The organism is Paraniabella aurantiaca (assembly GCF_050309965.1).
Classification (GTDB): domain Bacteria; phylum Bacteroidota; class Bacteroidia; order Chitinophagales; family Chitinophagaceae; genus Niabella.
Window position 1 is genome coordinate 1,463,141 of the sequence record NZ_JBLOSY010000002.1, and the last position, 25,173, is coordinate 1,488,313.

Genomic DNA, 25,173 nt, shown 5'->3' on the forward strand with positions numbered 1-25,173 from the left:
GATACGCTGGCTCCGAAAAGAAAAAATAAATAAAGTAAATCATGAATACAGCACTTGTGGTCGGCGCAAATGGCGTTATAGGGACCAATCTGATTAATCACTTGCAAAGCCTGGGTACATGGAATATCATCGGCCTGTCCCGCCGCGGCGGAACGAACAGCAAAGCACTATCCTATATTTCTGTTGATCTTCTTGATAAAGATGATTGTATAGCAAAACTAGGTGCACTATCCGGTATCACACATATATTCTATACTGCTTATCAGGACCGGCCTACCTGGGCGGAGCTTGTTGCACCTAATCTGGCAATGCTTTTTAATGTACTTAATGCAATTGAACCAGTAGCCAATTTACAGCATGTCAGCCTGATGCAGGGATATAAAGTATACGGTGCCCATTACGGACAGTTTAAAACACCTGCCAAAGAAAGCGATGACCAGCTAATCTCTACAGAGTTCAATCTTGAGCAGCAATACTTTCTTGAAAAGCGGCAGATAGGGAAAGATTGGTCATGGTCTGCCATCCGGCCCTCGGTAGTTGGCGGAACAGCGACCGGCAACCCTATGAACCTGGCCATGGCTATCGCTGTGTATGCAAGCCTTTCCAAAGAACTTGGGATTCCATTGCGTTTCCCGGGTAAGCCGGGTGCCTATGATAAATTGCTTGAAATGACCGACGCAGGCCTGCTGGCCCAAGCTACTGTATGGGCTGCGACTTCGCCCCAATGCGCCAACCAGGCATTCAATATCAGTAATGGCGACCTTTTTAGATGGAATGACCTCTGGCCGAAGATAGCAGCCTACTTTGATATGCCGGCAGCATTCCCACTACAGCTGTCATTAACCCAGGTAATGGCTGATAAAGAAGCTGTTTATGAGGCTATGCAAGACAGGTATGGTTTAGAAAAATATCCCTATAGGGAATTATCGTCCTGGACTTTCGCCGACTCAGTGTTTTCATGGGATTATGATTTTTTGGGAGACGGTAGTAAAGCCAGGCGCTTTGGGTTCCACGAATTTGTTGATACCGAGAAAATGTTCTTTAGACTGTTTGATGAAATGCGAATAAAGAGAATTATTCCTTAATGGTTGTATGTAGGGCATCGTTTATCCCTCCGCGTTTCAAACTAATCCACAATTTAAGCGCTTTACCGTAAGATATCTTTAAAAAAACATTCAGATATTGAACAAATTGTAAAAAATATGGCGTTATCTATTACGGGTTATATTGAACGTAAAGTAAACACTATGTTGAAATGATGCAATAGCTACCAGGCAAAACTGCAGTGGCCGCGCCACTGCAGTTTCCATTAGATCTGCTCTGCTGCTTTTACAGTAGCTCACCCATCCCAAATACCGTCAATCCTTTGGCAAATTGATCGGCTACCGCCTGGTTGGCAGCTTCGATATATTGGCCGGTGATAGGATCAACCACGGTGCGCAATGGCCGGGCGCCTTTCGGGGTGTCGATCAGCTTTACTATGGCGTCGGCAACCTCCTGTGGGTTAGGATTTTTAGCCTGCATCTCTCCGCCCAATGCGGCTACCATTTTGTTGGGTATATGAGCAATGGCGCCATACCCTTCAAACACGCCCTGATCAGACGCAGGATAGTTCTTTTGCTGCATTTCGGTAGGGAAAGCGCCTGGCTCCACAATCGCCACATCAATACCTAAACGTTTTACTTCGTAATGCAGGCCCTCACTTATTCCTTCCAGTGCAAATTTGGAGGCTGCATAAATGGTAGCGAACGGGAAAGATACCCGCCCAAAGCCGCTGGTCACGTTAATGATCAGTCCTTCGGCCTGCTTGCGCATAACAGGCAACACTTGTTTGATTAGTCGCCAGGGGGCATAAACATTGATGTCAAAAGTAGTGTGCACATCGGCCGTGGTAAAGCTCTCGGCCACACCCGTCATACCGTAGCCGGCGTTATTCACCAGCACATCAATAGTGCCTTCTTTGGCCAAAATGGTTTGGACGGCTTGCTTTACACTTTCGTCGTCGGTCAGGGAAACATCCAAAACGGTTACGTTCTCTAGGGCCGCAAGGGCCTGGGCTTTATCCGCATTACGGCCCTGGGTATCGCGCATTGTGGCGTATACCTGGTGTCCTAATGTGGCCACGCTGTGGGCCGTAAGCCAGCCAAAACCACTATTTGTTCCGGTTATCAATACAATCTTTTTGCTCATCTTTTTTTAATTGTTTTTAATGAATAAGCAAAGGTTGAACATGGCAGCCGCAAAACATTTACCAAATGGTAAAAAGCGTTGCTAGCGAATATTGCTGCGTATGCGGCTGAGCGATTGTTGGGTGATACCGAGGTAGGAGGCTATGTACGAAAGTGGGATGCGATTGATCAGGTTAGGGAAGCCCTCAATGAATGACAGGTAACGCGTGGTGGCATCTTCAGAAACCAAAGGGCTGCGTCGCTCCATAGCCAGCGTAAGGCATTTTTTTACCATGTTGGCTTTCATCATTTCCCAGCCCACAATAGTGTTGGATATATCATCCCAATCCTTTTTGTTAAAAACAAGTACTTTACAGTCAGTAACAGCCTGTACATATTCCGAAGCCGCGATCTGTGATTCGAACTTTTCATTATCTACCACAAAGTTGCCCTCGTCCACAAAATAATTAGTGATCTCTTCGCCCTTGTTGTTATAATAGCAAAAGCGGAATACGCCTTCTAACACGAACGCCACATACCGGGGCACCTTTCCCGCTTCCGACAGGTAGTCGTCTTTTTTGAATTCAAGTGTTTCAACCTTACTCAACAAAAACTCGATTTGCTGTTTGTTCAGGTCTCCAAATTGCAGGATGAGATTTACCAATGCCTCCATTACCTAAAGATAGTTTACAGTTCGGGTCATTCATTTACCATATGGTAAAAAATAAAAATAACCTTTTCAAATTGTAGCAGACCAGAACTATGATACGGCTTTAATTAAATTAGTTTGCCATTTTTGGGGTAGCCTTGTCAGTTAAATCCCGCCCTGAACTCCAGCGGGCTTTGATTCGTTTTGCTTTTAAACAATTTGCTGAAGCTTTGCGGATGTTCAAAGCCCAGCTCATAGGCAATTTCAGAAACGGATAAGCTTGTTGTAGATAGCTTTTCCTTGGCTTTATCAATGAGCTTTTCGTGGATGTATTGCTGGGTGCTTTGACCGGTAAGTGTTTTAAGCAGTCCGCGCAGGTAGCTTTGTGAAATGTTGAGCTGGCCTGAAATATACTGCACGGTGGGCAGCCCTTTGGAGCATAAGGCTTCATCGCCAAAATAAGCATTCATAAGCTGCTCCAGCCTGTCGAGTACCTGGTGATTGCTTTTCTTGCGGGTGAGGAACTGCCGTTGATAAAAACGTTCTGCATAGTTCAGCAAGGTTTCCAGGTGCGAGATCAGTATGTCCTGGCTGAACCGGTCCATATTGGTATGATACTCTGTCTTCAGGTTATCAATGATACTATTGATGATCGTTTCTTCTTTGTCGGACAAGAAAAGCGCTTCATGAACGGCGTAGTCAAAAAACTCATACTGCTTTATCTTTTTAGCAAGCGTTGTTCCCCACAGAAGATCGGGATGTATCAGCAATATCCACCCTGAGAGATCATCGCCGGGACCTGGGCCGGCACCGCGTAAGACCTGTTTGGGCGCTACGAAATACATCATCCCTTCATCAAAGTCGTAAGTCTGCTGCCCGTAAAAAAGCTTATTGGAGAATCCTCTTTTTAAGGAGATATAATAAAAATCGAACATAGCGTTCATCTCCGCCATTCCTTCAGGCATTTGTAAGTCAGCATAATTAACTACGCTGATCAGGGGATGCTCCGGTTTGGGCAGGCCGAGGATACGATGCCCGTCGGTGATGGACTTTACTTTTAATGGCGCTGACATACAACAAATTTAATTTTTAAAAGGGTATTTCAACCAGATCATTATGAACGGGATCATTAGAAAAGGAATTTCCATTACAACCATTTTTATATTACCCGTGCGCATCGCCAATGTCATGATCAACACAATGGACATTGCATTCAATACATTTCCCCAGAAGAACGACTTTGGAAACAACAGCAATATGCCTGTCAATATGGTCAGGGTACCCATAAAGGGTGTCATCCCTTCGCTGATGCCCAGCTCGGTCATTATTTTTAAAGACTGCGGATTGCTTTTGTAATTGAACGTATCCCAGCCATGTTTGAAACTGAGTGCTACCGAAACGATCAGAAGGACGAGGGAAGCGATATTTTTTATCATTTTAAAATGTTGTTATTAAAGAAGTAGCCTGATGAGATGGCAACCAGAACACCAGCTGCTGCACTGGTCAAAGCTTCGGGGCTTTATCTGGAAAACGTTTTTGGGGTGAGATACAAGGAAAGGCCAATGGGCGGGATAGCATGAGAAAAAAATGACTTTTCATCTCTGTTATTTTTGATTGTTAGTATGTAATGTTTTGAACTTTTTGAACTCCCTGTGCCCGAACCTGATAAGGGCATTGGGCATGATCCTGCTGGCCATTTTTATAACACCTATTAAGAATGGCCTGAGCTCCTTCTTGTCGTTTAAAAGTCGTTTAATAGCAATGCGCACCATCTTATCTGCATCCATCATTTGCTTCGGGTTTACCGGCATTACCCAGTCGTTTTGAAGATTGGTATTAACACCGGGCGGTATCATTTCAAACACTTTTACAACGGTATCTTCCAACTGCAAACGCAAAGCCTGCGTATAAGCGTGAACACCTGCTTTTGTAGCACTGTAAACCGGAGCAACAGTGTAGGGCATAAAGGCAATGCCCGAAGAAACATTTATGATGGCAGCTGATTTTTGATTTTTTAAATGGGGTAAGAACTGATGTACCATCCGGATGGTACCGGAAAGGTTGGTGGCAATTTCGCGGTTGATATTTTCCAGGTCCAGGGTGGTATCCTGCAGATCTATCAGCCGCATCAATCCGGCGTTGTTGATGAGAATGTTCAAATCGGGGAATCGGCTGGTGACATCTTTATAAAGTTGTTCGATATCCTGTGGATGGCTTACATCGCTTTGAAAGGTATGTATCCCTGGAAATTTTCTTTTTGTTTCGCTTAAAGCATTGATGTTGCGTCCCGTAACAATAATACGTGCTCCTTGTTCTGTTAGCTGTTTTACCAATTCAAGTCCGATTCCGCTGGTGCCGCCGGTGATCAGGACGGTGCTGTTTTTTAGTTGCATATGATTTCTTTTTTGTTGATACAAAGGTGTATCCCTATCCCCAAAGACATGTAGCTAAAACGACTTTTAATGTAGCCGAAAGTGAAATAACGTTATTGGAAATGTATGTTTATACGATTAGGATAGAGGTATACTAGCAGTTGCTCTTACGCCACCTTTTTTTTACATATTTATCGGGGAACAGCTGAAGGCTTTTTTATTATATTATCGCCTGCTTTTTTGTAGTCCGGCTTTTAAAAGATCAACAGCCTGTTTTAGTTCGTCTTCATTCATCGATGCAAAACCAAACCGAAATGCGTTCTCTTTTTCATCCCATCGCGTAATTTCAAGCCGTGTGCTGCGTACGAGTTTTTTAATAGAAAAATCAGGGATTAGTTTGATCCAAATGGCCATTCCACCGGTAGGGAGGGTATAAGAAAGGTACCTGCCCAGGGTTTCCTTTAGCAAAGCATCCAGAAAGTCCCTGCGTTGGTGATAGCATTTTTTTGCTTTTTTTAAATGCCGGTTGAGCTCACCCTCTTTTATTAATGTAGCCAATGCATTTTGCATATAGCCATCGCCACCTACATCTATTATTTTCCTGAATGCAGTGCATTGCTCAATAAAGTTTTTTGGCGCTACCATAAAACCAATACGCAAAGCCGGATCTAACATCTTGGAAAAGGAGCCGATATATATGACGTTTCCCTGATGGTTGCCACTTGCCAAAGGCAGGTACGGTGAACTTGTATAATGATAGTCATAGTCGTAATCATCTTCAATAATTGTAAACGAAAATTGTTTGGAGAGCTCCAGTAATTTTACCCGCCTTTCTACACTAAGTGTTACCGTGGTGGGATAATGATGATGTGGAATTACGTAAATGGCATCAATTTTCCTGCGCTTACATATCTTTTCGATAGCATCAGTATCTATACCTTTTTCATCAACCGTTACTTCTATTATCCTTGCCCCCGTTTCCTCAAAGGTTTTATTAGCAACAGGATAATTAGGTTTGCCTACGATGATGGTGGTTGCAGCGTTTAAAAGTAGTTGAGCTGTTAAGTAGATGCTCATCTGTGCACCGTGCGTAATCAAAAGGTTAGCTACAGAAATGTTCAGCCCTCTTGTTACTGACAGATACCTTACCATTTCCTCGCGGAGTTTCAATGTACCCTGTGCTGTTCCTGTGTTAGCATTCCTGATAGTATGCTTTCTTGATGTGAGTGAGCGGTAGGTTCTTAATAAACTATCTATTGGCGATAGCCTTACGTCGGGGCAGCCGTCATTAATAATAATAAGAGGTGCGTCCATCACTTTATCATCACCAACAGTTTTCTCAATCATTCTAAAAGGCCTGCTAAACCGTTTTTCGTACGGGAGTTCGGTTTGGGTGTGGCTCCATTTTCTCGGCTTGAGTACAGGGATATTTTCGGAAACCTTTACGTATTTTCTTGGTATAACTGTAATCCAGTCTTGTTTGTCCAGTTCCTCATATCCGGCAATCACGGTCTTTCGATGCACACCCAGTATCCTTGCTAATTCCCGGCTACCTGGTAAATGCGTTCCTGCTTTTAAAGTACCATTTTTAACGGCAGTAGATATTGAAATAGCAATCTGCCTGTAGACTGGAACTTTGCTTTCTTTTTCAATCTGTATGATGTGTTCGTAAGGAAACATACTGGACTACCTTTTATGTGCAATTTGGACTACAAAGGTAGTCCTACTGCAAGGTATCTTTGTGCTCTAACATTAAAATATATAAGTAATGGATTACAACATCAAAAAAGCCGGCTTGAAAGAGCTGGATGAAACAGCTGAGTTATTTAACCGCTATCGGGTTTTTTACCGTCAGGCCGATGATTACGAGAAGTGTAAAAAGTTTATAAATGAGAGGTTGCATAACGACCAGTCACACATTTTTGTTGTATACGCAGGCGGCCAAGCAGTCGGGTTTGTGCAGTTATATAAATTGTATCATTACATTAAGCTGGAGAAACAATGGCTGCTAAGCGACTTGTTTGTACATCCTGATTATAGGGGTAACGGACTTTCAGTGGCGTTGATAGACCGTGCAAAGGAATGGTGTGATGAAACCGGAGCCTGCGGCCTGATGCTTGAAACAGAAAAGACAAACGACGTCGGCAATAGTTTGTACCCACGTTGCGGTTTCCAGTACGATGGTGCGCACAATTATTACTATTGGTGGAAGTAGAGGGAAGGCGGACTCAATTGATCCGCCTTTTTTAACAGAGTTAAACTGCCTCATGAGTTGGGCCTGATCCAAAGGTAGTTTATGTCCTGACTCAGGAGATACTGCTACCTAAAGTAATATCAGTACAACGATGTGTAAAAAGATTGAACACATGGTATATATAATTAGTCACATGCTTTAATAACTGAATTAAGAAATAATCAACTTGAAACAATATAGTCTACGATTGCTTCAGAATGAATTTTAGTGGTGTCAAAAACCGGGATGGCTACATCTGCCTGGTTGATAAGCATGGGAATTTCGGTACAGCCCAAAATAATGCACTCAGCGCCTCTGTCTGCCAGTTCTTTTACAATAGTAATATACTTCGCTTTGGTCTCAGGGTTGACGAAGCCAATACCCAATTCTTCCTTTACAGTATATTGGATATAGTCCCTGGTTTCGGGAGCTTCCGGTATCAGGATCTCCAGCCCGTATTCCCCCAGCTTATCCCTGTAAAAGTCCATTTCCATTGTAAACTTTGTGCCTAATAGTCCTGCCTTTTTATACCCGCATTTCTTTACGGCCTTTGCTGTTTCTACACCAATGTGAATGATGGGAAGTTTTATAGCCTCCTGAAGTCTGTCAGCAAAAAGGTGAGCGGTATTGGCACAGAGTACGATGCCCTCTACACCACTTTTTTTCAGGCTTTCGCAGGCATTCAATAATAATTCATAAGAATTTACCCAGCTTTTAGCCTGTACGTCTCCGAAATTCAAAGAGTAAATAATGCATTCGGCTGCATTTAAACCACCAAGTTTTGCATTTACCCCCTCATTTATAAATCTGTAATAATCCAATGTAGATGTCCAGCTTATGCCACCCACCAATCCGATTTTCTTCATTTAAAATTTTTTATTGCTTACAAAATTCTTTCTGTTATGCCAGGGAGCTACTACTTGTAAATGTAATCAAAACACACACATAATAGAAGACATAAGCAATTCAAAACGTATCTTGCCTGTGTAATACGTTTAACCTGTCAAACAACTCAACAGGTTTGATTAATTTATCAAAGAGACAGCAGTATGATCTTGAAATCATTTATATCATTCTTCCTATTATTAGTCGCCATCGCATCTGTCGCTGCCCAATCTAAAACTGTTGAAGCTGCATGGGGAATTCAACAGGCCGGCAGTCTGAAAACACATGAGCGAATCGATGGCTTTATCCGTTCTATCAGTGGGGTAGGAGTTAAAGCTCCTGTGATAGATAACCTGGTTATGGAGAAAGGTGATATTCTTGAATTCGCGGATGCTTATTATACCAGCGCCGGCGCAATAGCAGATGGAAGCGGCATAGTAACCCGGCTAAAAGCTGTAAAAGGCCCCGATATACCTTACGCGGGACTCAGTAACCCAACTATTGCAAAACCGTACTTGGCTGGCGGCGAAGTTGTTTTTAGTAACCAGCCCAATGCCAACTTTAAACTACTCACCAGGAGTAATGATAAACCTTTTTCTTTCCCGGAAGAAATAACGATTGTGTTTCGCAAGATGCCCGGTACCGAATACGAAGCTTTATTAAGCGGCTGGGGTAACTATTACCTTGGGTTTAGTAACGATAATATCCGGGCAGGAAATGCCGATGGTTACCTTACAGCGAAAGCGTTTCCGAAATACTTTGCATTATGCTATCTCCATGCCCGGTATGAAGCAAATAGCATTGCCCTGTGGCTGAACGGTAAAAGTTTAGGTAAAGTGTCAACTACCGACATTTCACGAAGGCTGGGTTATGGTGTAGGTATAGAAACCAACTCAACTGATTTTAACTGGGTTGCTTCAATGTTTATAGAAAAAGGGCTGTCTGACGAGGAGCGGGCCAGGTATTTTAAAGCCGTTCAATCGAATTATAAGATCGGTGCAATGCCCGGCTTACCCTATGCCAGCGAAGTTAAAGCTGTTAAGCAGTCGGGTAAGCTGGTTGCATCATACCAATATAATGGGGCTAATGCTGAGGCTAAAAGCAAAGTAGCCTATCAATGGTGGAAGTTATCGCCGGACTTGAGTAAACAGGTCATTATTGGTACCGGGATGTCTATCCCATATCAAAAAGATGTGAAAGTAGCGGTTAAGGTTACCGACGTCAAGGGCAGTAGCTGGATGTTCATTTCGGGGCAATACAATTAATGGCTTTGGAATTACGAAAAATCAGAACATCGTTACGCCGGGGATTTGTCAAAGATTGCGTATACAGCTAAAAATTACGATAGCTCAAAAGCGGTTGTCAGATAAATAAAAAAGGAGAAGATAGAAATCCCCTCCGTTGTTTTACATGAGAAAAGTGGTGAGGTTATTGATCGCCTCTCTTATATTTTGAAACTACTTCGGTATCACCGGTGCTGTTGGCGTTGATATGCGTGTAGTGTTTGTTATCTTTTAAAACAATCCGGTAGTTAACGCCGTTCTTGTTACTTACTTCAGTAATTCCGTGAATTTCTTTACCGGGGAATGAAGATGTTACTCCGGCCAGTACAACAGGTGAAAGTTTGTCTTCTTTGTAGTAGCGAATGGTTTGGATCAGGTTTCCTTTAGCATCGAATGTTGCACGGTTTTTTACTTCATTTACTGTAAAGAAAGCTTCCGCATTGTCTCCGGCCTCACTCCAGGTTACATTAACTGCGCTTTTAAACAGGGATGTGAAAGTTTCCTGGGTTTTTTCGCTCACAACAGGTTTTACAGGTGAAGCAACGGCACTAAATGTGATCGTTAATAATGTGGCGGCGGAAAGAATTAAATTTTTCATTTTTATTTGTTTTGTGCCTGACGGCTGCAGGCGATGTTGTTATTATTAATTGTTTCACAAACATACACCCACCAGGGGCCTGGAGGCAATACCATACTGGCGAACAACACTGAAATTACCGGTGAACAGCAGTTTTATGATGGTGAATACCTGCCTGCGCAGACTATTACGATAACATAACGGATATATGTTATTCTTTTACTACCGTTACCACTTTACTGATTTGAAAATTTCCATCTTTATCTACCTGTTTTATCCGGATATAAGCGCTGTCGATTTCATCTTCCTGTGGATGGCTGGTTTTGGTACAGCCGGCAATGCTCAAGCCTATTCCTGTTATAATTAATATGGGAAGCCAGATCTTTTTCTGCCGGTCGAAGCCCGCTCCAATACTGCATAGTGCCAATATACCTATACACGCAGATAATATGATGCTGCTGATTTTTTTTCTGAACTCATATTGTAACGGGAAGGAGGAGTTGCCCAACGGAGCTTTGGATAAAGCCTCGCCAATTTTGGTAAAAGTATTTCCATCTGCAGAAGCTTCTATATCAAAATGACCGTTATTGTTTTCTGTTAAAGTAGACCAGTTTACCTGCAGGTCCCCGTTTTTAAGCGAAGCATTTACTTCACCAAAAAGAACCGGCAGCGACATATCGTAACAGGCACTTCCCGGAATAGCCTGGTCATCCATACTGATACTCCAGCCTTTGGCAATAAGTGCGTTGCGGAAGGATGCTGCGGTATTGGCATAAACAGCCCCTCTCTGGAAGGAGAAATTTACCGTATTGGCTGTATTCGGGTTTTCGGCCCAGGCTTTTATAGTACGGCTATAGTTTTCGCAGCTGATACCACTGTTACTGAACATGCCCGCGGCATTGGTGAGGGAATTCAGATCCCAGGTTGTCAGGTTGCGGTTAAACGAACCGGTTTCGGCAAACATAGATTCCATGTCTGTTACACCACTTACATCCCAAAGATCTATATTGAAGGGAGGAACAAAGAGCCTGGAAAACCAAAACATTTGCTTCATGCTTTTAACTCCCGACAGGTTGGGGACATCCGTCGCCAGGAGCCTGAAGTTGGGACAGTTGACAAATGCTGCTTCCATGCTTTGCCAGGGAACATTACCCCATTGTCTAACCTCAGTGAGTTCATTAAAGTTTGCATTATTATATCCTCCATTCAGGAAGAAACGTCTAAGGTTTGCCGGTTCCATATTTAAGGTTACGGTGTCACCTGCAGGTATGGGTACAGCTATTATTATAGGAAAATTTTCGTTGCTATTGTTGAATCTCAGGGTTCCGCCGGAGGGGTTGGAACTTGTTGTCCACCGGCATATCACGTCGCCTGCCGTTAGTCCGTTAAAGGTGATGCTGTTGGAAGCTTTGGGAAATACCCACCTTGTAATAAAGTTCTGGGTGTTTGCGGAAAAAGAGATTAGCACCGCAAGCGCTAAAAGATAATGTTTCATTTTCGATTTTGTTGAATAGAAGAATTAATTGGTTTAGAAAATATTACCGGTATACTGATAGTTTCAATTTTCATGTGCCGAATTTAAAGTGGGATATAAAGTGTGTGGTGGCTACTCGCCGAACAACCACAGTAAGCGATGAATAGCTATATTTACCGGTGAACAGCAGGAAAGACAATCAAAAAAAATCGTGGGGGTGATAAGTGTTGGGGCCAGGATAATGTAGCATGATTGATCTTTACTACCTTTTTGTAATTTCCGGCATGCCGGGATTGTTCACATGATTGGGCAGAGATTTTGTAGCTATCTCATTATCATATTTGTAATGGAACGGGAGGACTGCCCGTTTAGTAAGGGGTAAGAGCAGAATATGCCATGCGTTTCGCCGGGTTTGATTCGGCCGGTAATCATTCAAAAATACTATTTAGGGAGGTGTATATTTTTTAAAATGAATCTGCTATTTTTGAAGATAACAACGACTTGCATTTGAAAAATCAAAGATTGTACGAATTATCGCTGCGTATAGCGGAGCATGATGATGAGATGGCTTTTAAAGAGCTGTACAATTTTTTTTATTTTGATCTGATCGCTTTCTCCCGTTCCATACTAAATAGCGAGCAGGACGCTGAAGATGCGGTCATCAATGTTTTTATTCGCCTGTGGCAGAACCGGAAGACTATGGGTAGTATAAAAAATGTGTCAGCTTATCTTTATACAGCTGCCAAGTATGCTTCCATCAATGTGCTAAAGTCCAGGAAGGAGATCAATAATATTGACATAGACGATTTGGCTGATACCTTTCAATACAGCTTTGCCAACCCCGAAACAGAGCTGATAGAGCGGGAAAATATAAAGTGCCTGGAGGAATTGTTGAATACATTGCCGCCTAAATCCCGCCTGGTTTTTTACCTGGTGAAAGATAAAGGGCTGAGTTGTAAAGAAGTAAGCATACTATTGAACACTTCCATCCGGACAGTAGAGACGCAGCTTTATCAGGCCGTAAGGAAAATTACCTCCTGGCTGGGTCGCCAAAATATACACCCCCGGAAAAAATCGGGAAATTCTTAAAAAAAATAAAACTACAATACGTAGTTCCGCTATTTTTTTTGTCATCTATGATACAGATAGATGCGTTTATGCAAGAAGAGCGTTTTATTGAGCTACTGACTAAAAAGCTTTCCGGGGAAATAACCTTATCGGAACAGATGGAGTTGTCCCGGTGGTTAGAAACCCATCCGGAAAGTGCACGGGTAGAGGAGCAGTTGTCAGATCTGATCAATAATAATAGCCTGCCGGTTCACTCACCGAAGCAGCTAGTAAAAAGAGAGCAAAACTGGAATAAGCTGCATCAACTTATGTCTGAAGAGTCGGAGCCGATTGTTATTGTACGGAAGCCTGCGAAAATGAGGTCTGTTTTGAAATGGGTAGCAGCTGCAAGCATTTTATTAATGGTAGTTGTGATTGGGATTCGAACGCAAACAGAAAAAAACAAACAAGGTGCGCGCAACAGTAATATTGTAGCTACCAAAAGAGGATCCAAATCAAACCTGGTATTGCCTGATGGGTCAAAAGTTTGGATCAATAGTGATAGCAAGATCTCTTACGAAGATGGGTTTGGTAAAACACACAGGACACTTACTTTAACGGGTGAAGCTTATTTTGATGTGGTGAAAGACCCGGAACGTCCTTTTTTGATCCATACCTCGGAGTTGGATGTAAAAGTTTTAGGCACAGCGTTTAATGTACGCTCTTATCCTGACGAAAAGAATACAACAACAACCCTGGTGAGAGGCTCACTACAGGTTAAACTCAATAAGTATGAGCAGCAGGTGTATGTTTTGAAGCCCGACGAAAAATTAATCGTAAACAGAGAGCCGTTGCAGCCTGCGAAATCCACCACTAATAAGCCAGACGATGATATTGTTAAACTTAAAATTGTAAAAACAGACTCTATTCCCCCGGAAGCCCAATGGACCAATAATAACCTGGTCTTTGAAAATAAAAGGCTGGATGAAATAGCGCTGATTTTGTCGCGATGGTATGGAGTAGGCGTAATAATTAACGGGTCAGATAAAATGAAGGCCGGAAGGTATAACGGCTTTTATGATAATCAAAGTATTCAGAATGTGCTGGAGGCGCTGAAGATTTCGGCCGGTTTCAGTTACAAGATAGAAAATAATACTGTTTTAATAGAACCTTAAATCAATTTGCCTATGGTCAAATAAAAAAAATATGCCATAAAAGTATCAAGGAAGCGGCCAGGCTCCCTTGATCATAAAACGAAAATTAACTTCTGTAAATCGATTGCTTTTCATTTTATCCTCTAAAAGTATGAAAAAAACGAACTGCTATGCTTATCGCTGTGCATTTAAATTTCTCCTGTTAATGAAGTTGTCCATTGTTCTTTTACTCTTCACCTATACATCACTATGGGCTAGTGATGTATCAGGACAACGCATTAATCTGGATTTGAAAGAAGCACCTATTGAAAAAGTGCTGCAGGCTATCCGGGAACAAGGCCGGTATTCATTTGTTTATCAGTCACAAATTTTTCCCAGGGATCTTAAAATTAATATACGTACAAAGAATGCTTCCATAGATTCGGTTATGGACAAGCTTTTATTGAACACGCCTTTGTATTATAAAAAAATAGACCGGAACCTTTTTGTTATTCTCTCGCGGAGTATTCCGGCTCCTGTTACAGACGTGAGGCGACCACCCATTGTAGTTCAGGGTTCCGTTAAAGACCGGGCCGGAGGTATGTTGCAAAATGTGTCCGTTTATGTAAAAGGTACGCAGAACGGTACTTTGACCAATGAAAAGGGAGAATTTACATTGAATGCCAACTTGTATGACAGTCTCGAAGTGTCTTCAGTTGGTTATAAAACACAGTATGTTTTTATAGCTGATAGCCGCCCGCTTATTATTGTGCTGGACGGAGAAGATGGCAGTATGAATGAAGTTGCTGTTGTGGCTTTCTCTAAGCAAAAAAAGGCCAGCATGGTGGCTTCCATTACTTCAATCAAGCCATCGGAGCTAAGAATGCCCAGCAGCAATCTTACCAATGCTTTAGCGGGTAGATTAGCAGGTATGGTGGCTTACCAGAGAAGCGGGGAACCGGGCCAGGATAACGCTGCCTTCTTTATCCGCGGTATTACTTCATTTGGAGCTTCCGCCAAAAAAGACCCGCTGATTTTAATTGACGGTATTGAACTAAGTCCCAATGATCTGGCCCGTTTAAATCCTGATGATATTGCCAGCTTTAGTATCATGAAAGATGCGATGGCTACTGCGTTGTATGGCGCGAGGGGTGCTAATGGTGTAATCCTGGTTACTACCAAAGAAGGAAAAGAGGGAAAAATGAATTTTGATCTCCGGTTTGAAAATTCCTTTTCTTCCCCCACTCAAAGATTAGAAACCGCAGATCCTGTTACGTTTATGCGCATGCATAACGAAGCCGTTAAAACCCGCGATCCTAACGGACAAACACTCTACACCGATGAGCAAATCACATTTACTGAAATGGGATTGCACCGGGATATTTACCCGGCTACCAATTGGGAAGAAGCGATGTTTAAAAAGATGGCCGTTAATAACCGCCTAAACCTGAGCTTTACCGGAGGTGGTTCCGTTGCCCGTTATTATGTGGCAGGTAGCGTAACCAGGGATAGGGGTAACCTGAAAGTAGATAATAAAAATGATTTCAATTCTAATATCGACCTCTATAAATATTCCATTCGTTCCAATGTTAATATTAACCTGACCAAGACCACTGAAATGTCTACACGTTTTGTAGCCAATTTCGATGACTATACAGGTCCTATTGATGGAGGTTCTGCTATGTACCGCAAGGTGATGCAGGCCAACCCTGTCCGCTTTAAGCCCTTCTATGAGCCCGATTCTAATTTCTCCTATGCAAAGCATACGCTCTTTGGAAACTTTGAGACTGGTAATTATTTAAATCCCTATGCTGAAGCAATGAGGGGGTACAAAGATTACAGTCGCAGCAATATGCTGACTACGGTAGAGGTGAAGCAAAACCTGGATGCTATTGCAAAAGGACTGATGGCCCGGGCTTTGGTTAATTTTGATCGCAGATCAGAGTATAGTATTTCCCGCGCTTATGCGCCTTTCTATTATAGGATATCTTCCTTCGATCTCACTAACGACTCCTACAAACTGGTTCGACTAAATCCTACCACAGGAAGGGAAACTCTAGACTATGATGCAAATAATACTTCCCGCACTGTAGCTAATTCTTTCTACTTTGAAGGCGCTACCCAGTACAATAATAATTTTGGTAAAAACAGCGTCAGTGGTTTATTGGTTTTTACGGCCCGGCAGTTTAAACAAGGGGCGCCATCCTCTATCCAGCTATCGCTTCCTACCAGGAATTTAAGTTTCTCCGGCCGATTCTCTTACGACTTTGATACGCGTTACCTGGCCGAATTTGCTTATGGGTACAACGCTTCTGAGCGATTTGCACAAAACAACAGGTGGGGTTTCTTCCCTTCATTTGGTGCTGGTTGGGTTATTTCGAATGAGCCCTTCTTTGAGCCACTGTCCCATGTTTTCAGGATGTTAAAATTGAGAGGCTCTTATGGTATTGCGGGTAACGAAGCCATTGGTAGCGCTTCTGAAAGATTCTTTTATTTATCGGAGGTTGATTTAAATGCACCACACAATGTAAACTGGGGTGTAAATATGAATGAAAATCCGGGCGGGATTAACGTAAGCCGCTATGCCAACGATCAGGTGGGTTGGGAGCGATCCTATAAAACCAACCTGGCATTGGAATTTAACATGAGAAATGGATTTTCGTCTATTATAGAAATCTACAAGGAGCGCAGAAAAAACATCCTGCAGGATCGTATCATGCCTGCAACAGCGGGTATCCTGCCTGCCGTAAAAGCGAATGTAGGCGAAGCCGAGGGCAGAGGTATTGATATTGAGCTGAATTACGATAAAACTATTGGCAAAGATCTGAAGTTAACCGGCCGGGGTACTTTCACTTATACTACCAGTAAGGTTATTAAATGGGAAGAACCCGACTATGGCAATAACTATTGGTTGTCGAGAATAGGTACCAACCTGGGACAAACCTGGGGATTGGTTGCAGAGCGACTGTTTATTGACTCCGCCGAAGTGAAAAATTCACCACGACAGGAGTTTGGTGCTTACTCGGGTGGAGATATTAAGTATAAAGATATCAATGGTGATGGTAAAATTGATAACCTTGATTTTGTACCTATCGGGCATCCTGTAACGCCCGAGATCATTTATGGTTTTGGATTATCAGTGAGCTATAAACGATTTGACTTTAATTTCTTCTTCCAGGGATTAGCCCGCGAGTCTTTCTGGTTAAACCAGGATAATGTAACCCCGTTTATAGACGGTGACGGAGGTGACGGAAGGGTAGGACAAAATGCAGTTCTCCAGGCTATTGCCAGCGATTACTGGTCGGAAAGCAATCGTAACTCTTATGCCTTTTGGCCGCGACTTGCCAATTATAATATTGACAATAACCGCCAAACCAGTACCTGGTTTATGCAGAACGGAAGTTTCCTGAGACTGAAATCTGTTGATGTAGGCTACAGCTTTCCTTCCTCCATGCTCAAACGTTTTAAGGTTTCCGACTTCCGGATCTATTTCAGCGGTTCCAACCTGCTGCATTGGAGCGCTTTCAAGCTATGGGACCCGGAGATGGCCGGGTCAGGGTTTGACTATCCGCTTCAAAGAGTATTTAATGTGGGCTTTAATATCGGCTTATAAAAACAGGTGCCATGAAGAAAAAAATCTATACTATAATAATTATAATGTTTATAGCTACAGGCCTGGGCTCCTGTAGTAAATACCTGGATATTGTTCCGGATAATATTCCAACCGTTGACAATGCATTTTCTGACAGGTATAATGCTACCAAGTTTTTGGCCACCTGTTATTGGGGTATTCCAAAATCTGCAGGCTGGAACGAAAATCCCGGCATATTCGGCGCTATGGAAATGATCTTTAACAGGGATCATAGAACCCAGGCGGGGATGCGTTTCGGCTTGTCCGAAAATAGCGCTGCACTGGCGCTGGTTAATTATTGGAGCAATAATTCAGACTATGTAAGGTCTTTGTATGCAGGCATGCGCGACTGCAATACTTTCCTCGAACGTATTGATGGGGTGCAGGACGTTAACCAATATGAAAAAGAACGTATGAAGGCAGAAGTAAAGCTGATTAAAGCGTATCTGAACTTTTACCTGATTCAGTATTACGGGCCTATGACGCCACTCCGGCAAAATACACCAGTGAATGAAAGTACGGCCGCAATCAGGGCAGAGCGGGAGAAGGTCGATGATTGTTTTGCTTATGTATTACAATTGATCGATGAAGTAATCAACTCAGCAGCGCTGCCTTTAACTATTGAGAACAGGAATACTGAACTGGGACGCTTTACAGCACCGGTGGCCCATATGTTAAAGGCCAAAGTGCTGGTGTTTTGGGCAAGCCCGCTTTTTAATGGAAATCGTGATTACAGTGGTTTTGTTAATCAAAACAAAGAACCTTTTTTCAACCAGCAGTACAATGCCGCAAGGTGGGATACCGCGGCAGCTGCCTGTAAACGCGCTATTGATGTGTGTGCCGAAGCGGGTATCCGTCTTTATAAAAAGTCAGACTACCAGGCAGTAAACGCCAGGCAGCTGTCGGATACAACGCTGTTAATTAATACGCTTAGAAGTGCGGTTACGCAACGATGGAACCCTGAAGTAGTGTGGGGTAACTCTTCCTATCCGGCTGATTGGATTTTTCAGCTGATCTCTTTACCCAGGCTGGAACCTGCAACTTCAACACCGTCCAGCATGACCGGAACTTTAAGCGTGCCCCTCTCTACCGTTGAGCTGTTTTATTCCAACAATGGGGTGCCTATTAATGAAGATATATCCTATCCTTATGGCAACCGTTACAGCATCCGGGTAGGTGATGCGGCTCATAATCTTCTGATTGCTTCGGGAGAAAAAACAGCAGCGCTGAATTTCGATCGCGAAATGCGTTTTTACTCTACGCTGGGCTTTGATCGCGGCAGATGGTTTGGTAATTTCTACAGAACGTCTAACGAAAGTGAAACACCTTATCCTAAAAACCGGTTTGGAGAGTACTCTTCTGTATTTAACCCCGGAGAGTATAACGCAACCGGGTACTGGCCTAAAAAGCTGGTGGCTATGAATACAACCTGGCGCGATGCCAATGGTGTTTCGGAAGAAACCTATCCTTATCCTGATATGCGATTTGCAGACCTGTTATTACTCTGCGCCGAAGCACTCAACGAATCGAAGTCGGCCCCCGACCAGGAAGTGTACCTGTATATCGATTCAGTACGATCCAGAGCAGGTTTAAAAGGAGTAGTGGAAAGCTGGGCTAATCATTCCAATCAGCCATCCAAGCCGCTGACTAAAGAAGGTATGCGGCAGATCATACAACAGGAAAGGAAAATAGAACTGGCTTGTGAAGGCAGTTATTATTGGGATAGTCACCGGTGGAAGACAGCTTTGACAGAGCAGAACCGGCCGATTATGGGCTGGAATATCAACGGCAGGGAAGCTGAGGAATATTATACCCTGGTGAGTGTATATGTGCAGCAGTTTACCTATCGCGATTATTTCGCACCGATCCCACAGTCAGAAATGATTAAAAATCCTTTATTAATTCAAAATCCGGGCTGGTAGCCTTTAAAATATTGCGTATGAAATACTCATGTTTAGTAATGTTCGGGTTGCTATGGTTATGGGGCTGTACTAAGAAAGTGAATGAGCCGATATCAAAGAGCCTGGGCAAGCCCATGCAGGTTACAGAAGTTAAAGTAGAAAACATGGCTGGCGGTGCATTGATCAGCTATCGTATACCGAACCAGGAAGACATCATTAGTGTGAAAGCCACTTATACTTTGGAGACAGGAAAGAAAATGGAAGCAGTAGCTTCTATTTATGAGAACAAGATTAACATAGCTGGCTTTAACGATGAAAAGCCTCACGAGGTATTGCTTTATACGGTTAACCGGGCTCAGGAAACTTCTGAGCCTGTAAGCTGTACTGTTCAGCCACTTGAATCCCCGTTAAGCCTGGTATCAAAAACGATGTTCATACAAGGCGATTTCGGTGGTGCCAGGTATAGCTGGTCCAATAACCTTAAATCTCCGCTCACTTTCGAGTTCTTTACGCTGGATTCTTTGGGAAGAATGGCGTTGGTAAGGATTATTAATTCCCAACTGGCAGAAGGTGCGCAGTCGTTAAGAGGTTACAAGCCATTGCCAAGGCCATTTGGCGTTGTAGTAAAAGATAATTTCGGAAACCGGTCTGATACTATATTCCCTACAGGCAGGCTGATCACTCCTTTGTACGAAGAAAAACTGGCCAAGAGCCGAATGAGGATTATGAGGCTCGGCAATGATCAGAATTTTACCAACTTCGAAGGCTCCGATCAGAAAATGATTGATGATGACCGAACATCTTTTGGCCATTCGCCATCGTCCTCTCTTCCGGCTCCTTTTACAATTGATCTTGGTGTTGTGGCCAAGGTTAGCCGTTTGGTAATCTTTCAGCGCCTGTTTAGCAACAGCTATTATAATTGGGGTAATCCTAAGGCCTTCGATTTGTATGTGAGAACGTCAGCTCCTTCGCAAAGCGGAGACTGGCAGGAGTGGACCAAGATTATGGATACGGAGATCATTAAACCGTCAGGTGGAGCCTCAGGCACCGTTACAGATGATGACCTGCGGGCAGCTGAGGCGGGCCATGAATTTACGTTCAACCTTTCGCAGGAACCGGTACGTTATATCCGTATAGTAGTGAAATCTACCTGGGGCAGCACTACATTTACCCATCCGGCTGAAATTGATGTTTTTGGCGAGCCCAAGTAGTGCTCGCTCCGAAATAACGGGTATGATGGAAGGCCATATTACTCAAATATTAATCAGACAAAAAATAGTCATGAAATATTTATTTTATATACTTATCATTTGCTGCGTGCTAACGAGCGTAGCATCCTGTGACAAGTTTACAGATGTTCACAAAGAATTTATCAAAGATGGAGAGGCCATCTATGCCGTTAAACCAGATTCGGTTGCTTTTGTGTCGGGTAAACAGCGTTTAAAAATGAGGCTCTGGATGGTTAATGGAGTGAATGTAAAGGAAGTGGTAGTTAGCTGGAATAGTGGAGCAGACTCCATGATAGTTCCGGTAAACTTTAAATCGGGGAGAGATAGTATGGAAGTGCTGTTAACAGGCCTTGAAGAGAAATCCTATGCCTTTAACATATATGCTATCGATAATTTTAAAAACCGTTCACTTACTTATACACAGTTTGGCGCTGCCTTTGGCCCGTTATACGCTTCTACGCTGGTTAACCGCCGTATTCGCCAGATCTCGCTTACCGAAACATCTGCAGGAATTGAATGGTTCGCCGGGGGAGAGGGGATGATCTACAATGAAATTAAATACGTATCCAAGTATTCGGGGGTGGACACTGTTCTCAGAGTGCCGGCCAGCTCTTTCTCCAGTTCTTTTGATGGTAAAGCCGGATCTGCTTTTCAATATCGTTCGCTTTACATTCCTCAGGCTGCTTCTATCGATACTTTCTATACCAACTGGGATAATGCACAGTTACCCGATACCTATTTGTTCAATCGCTCGCTGTGGAAGGTACTGGCTGTATCCGATGAGAGAGCCAGTGATGGTGGGGGTATGAACACACTGATCGACGGTAATCTTGATTCGTACTGGCATTCGCAATACGACCCGCATGCACCGCTGCCCCATTGGGCAATTATCGATATGGCTTCTGATAAGCAGATTAGCTATTTCGAAGTGTATCGCAGAAAGGGTAACACCGATGCTAAAACGGCACAGGTATTTATTGGAAATAGTCCGGATCCTGCGGGTACCTGGACACTGGCAGGAGAGGGTGTTTTCAGTTCGGGCGATAAACTCACAATTAATAACAGTAGCCAGGCAAAGGGGAGATATCTTAAGCTTCAGTTTCCTGATAGCAACAGACCTCCTTTTACTGCCATAGCCGAAATATATGCCTTCGGCAAATAAACTTTCCTGATTATCTAACTCAATAAGCATGGAGTGGCTGCTCGTTTTGCGAAGGTGAAACGGGTGGCTATCCATTAAAATAACAATGCATGCAACGACGATTATTTCTTCGAAACAGCCTGCTGTCTACAGGGGCGCTGGCCATAAGCAATTCTTTATCTGCAAAATCGCAGGTTAACCCTTCTTCAAAATTTAAACTCGATTATGCACCTCATGATGGCATGTTTTCCACCAGTGCCGGAGGGGATTTTATTGATCAGATCAAATACATGTACGACCTGGGTTTCAGATCTATTGAAGATAATGGAATGGCAGAAAGGTCTGTTGAACAACAAACGAAAATAGGTGAAGCCCTTGCTAAACTGGGAATGCGTATGGGCGTGTTTGTAGTGCCTAAGGGCGGCAACGGAGCTAATACCCTGGCTGCAAAAAACAGCCGTCATGTAGAAATATTCCTGGAGGGGTGCAGGAAGTCGGTAGAAGTGGCTAAACGTTGTGATGCCAAATGGGTGACCGTTGTGCCGGGCGACTTTGAAAAGCATCTGCCGATTGCATTGCAAACAGCCAATGTAATTGAAGCTTTGCGCCGGGGTGCAGCAATATTCGAGCCTCATGGAATAGTGATGGTACTGGAGCCTTTAAGTGATTCGCCCGATTTGTTTTTGCGTACATCCACACAAACCTACGAGATATGCAAGGCCGTGGATAGCCCGAGTTGTAAAATATTGTTTGATGCCTATCATTTGCAAAAGAATGAAGGCAACCTGATAAAGAACCTTGAGCTATGCTGGGACGAAATACCTTATATACAGGTTGGCGATAACCCGGGCAGGAGGGAGCCGACCACAGGGGAAATTAATTACAAAAATGTCTTTAAGTTTTTATATGACAAAGGATATAAAGGGGTAGTGGGCATGGAACACGGAACATCTTTACAAGGTAAACAGGGCGAACAACGCCTGGTTCAGGCTTACCGTGAGGTAGATGATTTTTCAACGACGAAGTAAACCGGTCAATAATTATCAAGAAGAGAAATAAATGATGCAATATGGATTTTTGACGGTTGGTTTGTCCTGGCTTTTTTATAATGCCGTAGCGCAACAACCTGTTTTTGAAAAATATAAACAAACCATTCCCGGCTCGGCGGTACAGTTTGAAATGATTCCTGTGAATGCAGGTAGCTTTTTAATGGGGAGCAAAAAAGCGCCGGATGAATACTTACACCAGGTAAGTCTTAGTGCCTTTTGGATGGGAGCCCGTGAAGTGACCCATGATGAGTTCGCCTTGTATTTAAACGATGAGAATTACCCGGAGAATAGCGCGGTAGATGCTATCTCGCGTCCTTCCCGCCCTTATATAGAAGTAACATTGGGTATGGGGAAAGAAGGTGGCTTTCCGGCTAATAGTATGAAACAGCATGGTGCTCTAATGTATTGCAAATGGTTGTACGAAAAAACAGGTGTGTTTTATCGCCTGCCTACGGAAGCAGAGTGGGAATATGCCTGTAAAGCAGGTACTCAAACTGCCTATTTTTTTGGCGATGATAGCGCCCGTTTGAAAGACTATGCCTGGTACGGCGCTAACAGCGGGCAAAAGTATCATCAAACCGGTTTGAAAAAGCCCAATCCCTGGGGCTTTTATGATATGTTGGGAAATGTACAGGAATGGGTGCTGGACCAATACATTGCTGATGCCTATAATAAAAGAGGTAAGGTGACACAAGATCCGGTTGTTACACCTAGGCTTAAACATCCCCTAGTGGTAAGAGGTGGTCATTACAATGATCCTGCTAAATCACTTCGCGGTGCAAAGAGAACGGTATCCGATCTTGTCTGGAATCGCCGGGATCCCCAGATCCCTAAAAGTAAATGGTGGAATGCTGATGCCCCTTTTGTTGGCTTCAGGCTGGTGCGCCCACTGGTACAGCCATCCGGGCAGGAGGTGGATAAATTCTTTGATACCTATCTGAACCTATCTAACCCATAAGAGAAAATGAATCTTCATCTATAAATTAAAAAAACAACTATGGATCATAAAACTTCACGTAGAAAATTTGTACAGCAAACAGGCTTATTGGCCGGTGGGCTGGTAGCGGCGCCACTTGTAAGCAATGCTAATTTCTTTTCGGGTTCTGCGGGCATTATAAAAATTGCATTAATTGGCTGTGGTGGTCGCGGCACTGGGGCTGCGATTCAGGCTTTAAGTACCAGCCAGAATGTGCAATTAGTAGCTATGGCAGATGCTTTCAGGGACCGGTTGGATGATTGTTATAAATCAATAACCGGTAATTTGGCCGAATCGGGTATTAATGCCAGCAAGGTGAATGTGACTGAAGAGCGAAAGTTTACGGGTTTCGATGCCTATGAAAAAGCTATCGCCCTTGCCGATGTAGTATTACTTACAACACCTCCCGGTTTCCGGCCTGTTCATTTCGAGGCCGCTGTAAAGCAGGGTAAGCATGTGTTTATGGAAAAGCCTGTTGCTACAGACCCGGCAGGTATTAAGAAAGTGCTCGATATGGCACAGGTTGCCCAACAAAAGAAATTAAATGTGGTAGTAGGACTTCAGAGAAGATATCAGAACTCCTATCGCGCCCTGTTTAAAAATAAAGAGCTGATCGGCGATATTACTTCGGCCCAGGCCTGGTGGAATAATGATGGTGTTTGGGTAAGGGAACGCCAGCCTGGTCAAACAGAAATGGAATACCAGATGCGTAACTGGTATTATTTTAACTGGCTTTGTGGCGATCATATAGTAGAGCAGCATGTGCACAATATAGATGTGGTGAATTGGTTTAAAAACGCGTATCCGGTAAAAGCACAGGGTTTGGGAGGCCGCCAGGTTCGTACCGATAAAAAATACGGAGAGATCTATGATCATCATTTCGTAGAATTTCATTATGCCGACGGCAGCATTTTAAACAGTCAGTGCCGTCATATTCCACGTACGATGAGCAAGGTAGATGAACTGCTTATTGGTACGAAGGGGAAGATCTATGGCGATGCAGCAGTTATTAAGGATCATAGGGGCAATACGCTTTTTGCGTTTGATAAAAAGGGAGAGAATAATCCGTACCAGGCTGAACATGATGAACTGTTTGCTGCGGTGGCGAAAGGAGAGTATAAGTTCTGGGATGCAGAATATGGCGCTAAAAGTACGTTGACGGGGATTATAGGGCGGATGGCTACTTACAGCGGTGAAGTGATCGATTTTGAAAAAGCGCTGAATAGTGGTATCGACCTCATGCCCAAAAAGTTCAGTTTCGATGCCGATCCACTGATCATGCCTGATGCCAATGGTATGTATGCAATTGCCACACCGGGGCGAACCAGGTATAATATTTCTTAGTCTTGACGAGCTAAAGAAGAGTAGCTTCCGGTACGAGGCCGCTCTTCTTTTTATGTTGTGCTGAGTACACACCTTCCCGGT

21 protein-coding genes are annotated in these 25,173 nt (G+C 43.4%); 12 read left to right on the plus strand and 9 right to left on the minus strand.

Translation table 11 applies throughout. From position 1 onward, the window contains the following. Positions 1 to 41: 41 nt before the first annotated feature. Entirely contained in the window at positions 42 to 1,085 is a 1,044-nt protein-coding gene (locus ACLOAU_RS20415; RefSeq protein ID WP_427863749.1) for an SDR family oxidoreductase, read from the plus strand. 244 nt (positions 1,086 to 1,329) lie between these two features. On the opposite strand, the gene ACLOAU_RS20420 is transcribed toward ACLOAU_RS20415, so the two are convergent. The 6 genes from ACLOAU_RS20420 to ACLOAU_RS20445 all read right to left on the minus strand — a co-directional run bounded on the left by ACLOAU_RS20420 (position 1,330) and on the right by ACLOAU_RS20445 (position 6,869). Then, positions 1,330 to 2,190 carry an SDR family oxidoreductase gene (locus ACLOAU_RS20420; protein ID WP_427863750.1) on the minus strand — a complete coding sequence of 287 codons (861 nt, stop codon included), beginning with the start codon at positions 2,188 to 2,190 and terminating at the stop codon, positions 1,330 to 1,332. Between the two features lie 81 nt (positions 2,191 to 2,271). After that, on the minus strand, positions 2,272 to 2,841 hold the full coding sequence (locus ACLOAU_RS20425; protein ID WP_427863751.1) for a Crp/Fnr family transcriptional regulator: 570 nt from the start codon (positions 2,839 to 2,841) through the stop codon (positions 2,272 to 2,274). A gap of 137 nt (positions 2,842 to 2,978) precedes the next feature. Further along, positions 2,979 to 3,890 (minus strand): helix-turn-helix domain-containing protein, encoded by a 912-nt coding sequence (locus ACLOAU_RS20430; RefSeq protein WP_427863752.1) that lies wholly within the window; start codon positions 3,888 to 3,890, stop codon positions 2,979 to 2,981. A gap of 9 nt (positions 3,891 to 3,899) precedes the next feature. Further along, positions 3,900 to 4,253 carry a hypothetical protein gene (locus tag ACLOAU_RS20435; protein WP_427863753.1) on the minus strand — a complete coding sequence of 118 codons (354 nt, stop codon included), beginning with the start codon at positions 4,251 to 4,253 and terminating at the stop codon, positions 3,900 to 3,902. Positions 4,254 to 4,421: 168 nt separating this feature from the next. Continuing rightward, complete coding sequence (locus ACLOAU_RS20440) at positions 4,422 to 5,210, minus strand: SDR family oxidoreductase (protein ID WP_427863754.1); 789 nt, start codon at positions 5,208 to 5,210, stop codon at positions 4,422 to 4,424. A 204-nt stretch (positions 5,211 to 5,414) separates the two neighbouring features. Continuing rightward, positions 5,415 to 6,869 (minus strand): aminotransferase-like domain-containing protein, encoded by a 1,455-nt coding sequence (locus ACLOAU_RS20445; protein WP_427863755.1) that lies wholly within the window; start codon positions 6,867 to 6,869, stop codon positions 5,415 to 5,417. A gap of 88 nt (positions 6,870 to 6,957) precedes the next feature. Between ACLOAU_RS20445 and ACLOAU_RS20450 the strand changes: the two genes are divergently transcribed. Beyond that, positions 6,958 to 7,404, plus strand: a complete 447-nt coding sequence (locus tag ACLOAU_RS20450; RefSeq protein WP_427863756.1) for a GNAT family N-acetyltransferase — start codon at positions 6,958 to 6,960, stop codon at positions 7,402 to 7,404. 200 nt (positions 7,405 to 7,604) lie between these two features. Here the strand turns inward: ACLOAU_RS20450 and ACLOAU_RS20455 are convergent, their stop codons facing one another. Next, positions 7,605 to 8,288, minus strand: a complete 684-nt coding sequence (locus ACLOAU_RS20455; RefSeq protein WP_427863757.1) for an aspartate/glutamate racemase family protein — start codon at positions 8,286 to 8,288, stop codon at positions 7,605 to 7,607. A 183-nt stretch (positions 8,289 to 8,471) separates the two neighbouring features. Here ACLOAU_RS20455 and ACLOAU_RS20460 point away from each other — a divergent pair, with 183 nt between their 5' ends. After that, a complete protein-coding gene (locus ACLOAU_RS20460) occupies positions 8,472 to 9,572 on the plus strand; it encodes a hypothetical protein (RefSeq protein ID WP_427863758.1) in 1,101 nt (366 codons plus the stop codon). Between the two features lie 163 nt (positions 9,573 to 9,735). On the opposite strand, the gene ACLOAU_RS20465 is transcribed toward ACLOAU_RS20460, so the two are convergent. Together ACLOAU_RS20465 and ACLOAU_RS20470 are read right to left on the minus strand one after the other, a co-directional pair. Next, on the minus strand, positions 9,736 to 10,188 hold the full coding sequence (locus ACLOAU_RS20465; protein WP_427863759.1) for a hypothetical protein: 453 nt from the start codon (positions 10,186 to 10,188) through the stop codon (positions 9,736 to 9,738). Between the two features lie 190 nt (positions 10,189 to 10,378). Beyond that, a complete protein-coding gene (locus ACLOAU_RS20470; protein WP_427863760.1) occupies positions 10,379 to 11,662 on the minus strand; it encodes a BspA family leucine-rich repeat surface protein in 1,284 nt (427 codons plus the stop codon). A gap of 486 nt (positions 11,663 to 12,148) precedes the next feature. Between ACLOAU_RS20470 and ACLOAU_RS20475 the strand changes: the two genes are divergently transcribed. From ACLOAU_RS20475 to ACLOAU_RS20515, 9 genes are all read left to right on the plus strand, one after another. Further along, on the plus strand, positions 12,149 to 12,730 hold the full coding sequence (locus ACLOAU_RS20475) for an RNA polymerase sigma factor (RefSeq protein ID WP_427863761.1): 582 nt from the start codon (positions 12,149 to 12,151) through the stop codon (positions 12,728 to 12,730). A 47-nt stretch (positions 12,731 to 12,777) separates the two neighbouring features. After that, positions 12,778 to 13,863 carry a FecR family protein gene (locus ACLOAU_RS20480; protein WP_427863762.1) on the plus strand — a complete coding sequence of 362 codons (1,086 nt, stop codon included), beginning with the start codon at positions 12,778 to 12,780 and terminating at the stop codon, positions 13,861 to 13,863. A gap of 130 nt (positions 13,864 to 13,993) precedes the next feature. After that, positions 13,994 to 17,434 carry a TonB-dependent receptor gene (locus tag ACLOAU_RS20485; protein ID WP_427863763.1) on the plus strand — a complete coding sequence of 1,147 codons (3,441 nt, stop codon included), beginning with the start codon at positions 13,994 to 13,996 and terminating at the stop codon, positions 17,432 to 17,434. Between the two features lie 11 nt (positions 17,435 to 17,445). Next, a complete protein-coding gene (locus tag ACLOAU_RS20490) occupies positions 17,446 to 19,374 on the plus strand; it encodes a RagB/SusD family nutrient uptake outer membrane protein (RefSeq protein ID WP_427863764.1) in 1,929 nt (642 codons plus the stop codon). A gap of 17 nt (positions 19,375 to 19,391) precedes the next feature. Further along, complete coding sequence (locus ACLOAU_RS20495; RefSeq protein ID WP_427863765.1) at positions 19,392 to 20,564, plus strand: DUF5000 domain-containing lipoprotein; 1,173 nt, start codon at positions 19,392 to 19,394, stop codon at positions 20,562 to 20,564. Positions 20,565 to 20,634: 70 nt separating this feature from the next. After that, positions 20,635 to 21,744, plus strand: a complete 1,110-nt coding sequence (locus ACLOAU_RS20500; RefSeq protein WP_427863766.1) for a DUF4998 domain-containing protein — start codon at positions 20,635 to 20,637, stop codon at positions 21,742 to 21,744. A gap of 89 nt (positions 21,745 to 21,833) precedes the next feature. Then, complete coding sequence (locus tag ACLOAU_RS20505) at positions 21,834 to 22,751, plus strand: hydroxypyruvate isomerase family protein (RefSeq protein WP_427863767.1); 918 nt, start codon at positions 21,834 to 21,836, stop codon at positions 22,749 to 22,751. Positions 22,752 to 22,782: 31 nt separating this feature from the next. Further along, positions 22,783 to 23,730: a formylglycine-generating enzyme family protein gene (locus tag ACLOAU_RS20510; protein WP_427863768.1), complete on the plus strand. Its 948-nt coding sequence runs from the start codon at positions 22,783 to 22,785 to the stop codon at positions 23,728 to 23,730. A gap of 39 nt (positions 23,731 to 23,769) precedes the next feature. Beyond that, positions 23,770 to 25,092 carry a Gfo/Idh/MocA family protein gene (locus tag ACLOAU_RS20515; protein ID WP_427863769.1) on the plus strand — a complete coding sequence of 441 codons (1,323 nt, stop codon included), beginning with the start codon at positions 23,770 to 23,772 and terminating at the stop codon, positions 25,090 to 25,092. Positions 25,093 to 25,173: the final 81 nt, after the last annotated feature.

Excerpts from the sequence above, each read along its gene's own strand:
- ACLOAU_RS20445 (WP_427863755.1), bottom strand. The coding sequence starts at position 6,869 with ATGTTTCCTTACGAACACATCATACAGATTGAAAAAGAAAGCAAAGTT.
- ACLOAU_RS20495 (WP_427863765.1), top strand. The coding sequence starts at position 19,392 with ATGAAATACTCATGTTTAGTAATGTTCGGGTTGCTATGGTTATGGGGC.
- ACLOAU_RS20510 (WP_427863768.1), top strand. The coding sequence starts at position 22,783 with ATGATGCAATATGGATTTTTGACGGTTGGTTTGTCCTGGCTTTTTTAT.
- ACLOAU_RS20455 (WP_427863757.1), bottom strand. The coding sequence starts at position 8,288 with ATGAAGAAAATCGGATTGGTGGGTGGCATAAGCTGGACATCTACATTG.
- ACLOAU_RS20465 (WP_427863759.1), bottom strand. The coding sequence starts at position 10,188 with ATGAAAAATTTAATTCTTTCCGCCGCCACATTATTAACGATCACATTT.
- ACLOAU_RS20470 (WP_427863760.1), bottom strand. The coding sequence starts at position 11,662 with ATGAAACATTATCTTTTAGCGCTTGCGGTGCTAATCTCTTTTTCCGCA.
- ACLOAU_RS20440 (WP_427863754.1), bottom strand. The coding sequence starts at position 5,210 with ATGCAACTAAAAAACAGCACCGTCCTGATCACCGGCGGCACCAGCGGA.
- ACLOAU_RS20500 (WP_427863766.1), top strand. The coding sequence starts at position 20,635 with ATGAAATATTTATTTTATATACTTATCATTTGCTGCGTGCTAACGAGC.
- ACLOAU_RS20430 (WP_427863752.1), bottom strand. The coding sequence starts at position 3,890 with ATGTCAGCGCCATTAAAAGTAAAGTCCATCACCGACGGGCATCGTATC.
- ACLOAU_RS20420 (WP_427863750.1), bottom strand. The coding sequence starts at position 2,190 with ATGAGCAAAAAGATTGTATTGATAACCGGAACAAATAGTGGTTTTGGC.
- ACLOAU_RS20435 (WP_427863753.1), bottom strand. The coding sequence starts at position 4,253 with ATGATAAAAAATATCGCTTCCCTCGTCCTTCTGATCGTTTCGGTAGCA.
- ACLOAU_RS20415 (WP_427863749.1), top strand. The coding sequence starts at position 42 with ATGAATACAGCACTTGTGGTCGGCGCAAATGGCGTTATAGGGACCAAT.
- ACLOAU_RS20515 (WP_427863769.1), top strand. The coding sequence starts at position 23,770 with ATGGATCATAAAACTTCACGTAGAAAATTTGTACAGCAAACAGGCTTA.
- ACLOAU_RS20505 (WP_427863767.1), top strand. The coding sequence starts at position 21,834 with ATGCAACGACGATTATTTCTTCGAAACAGCCTGCTGTCTACAGGGGCG.
- ACLOAU_RS20450 (WP_427863756.1), top strand. The coding sequence starts at position 6,958 with ATGGATTACAACATCAAAAAAGCCGGCTTGAAAGAGCTGGATGAAACA.
- ACLOAU_RS20485 (WP_427863763.1), top strand. The coding sequence starts at position 13,994 with ATGAAAAAAACGAACTGCTATGCTTATCGCTGTGCATTTAAATTTCTC.
- ACLOAU_RS20460 (WP_427863758.1), top strand. The coding sequence starts at position 8,472 with ATGATCTTGAAATCATTTATATCATTCTTCCTATTATTAGTCGCCATC.
- ACLOAU_RS20425 (WP_427863751.1), bottom strand. The coding sequence starts at position 2,841 with ATGGAGGCATTGGTAAATCTCATCCTGCAATTTGGAGACCTGAACAAA.
- ACLOAU_RS20480 (WP_427863762.1), top strand. The coding sequence starts at position 12,778 with ATGATACAGATAGATGCGTTTATGCAAGAAGAGCGTTTTATTGAGCTA.
- ACLOAU_RS20490 (WP_427863764.1), top strand. The coding sequence starts at position 17,446 with ATGAAGAAAAAAATCTATACTATAATAATTATAATGTTTATAGCTACA.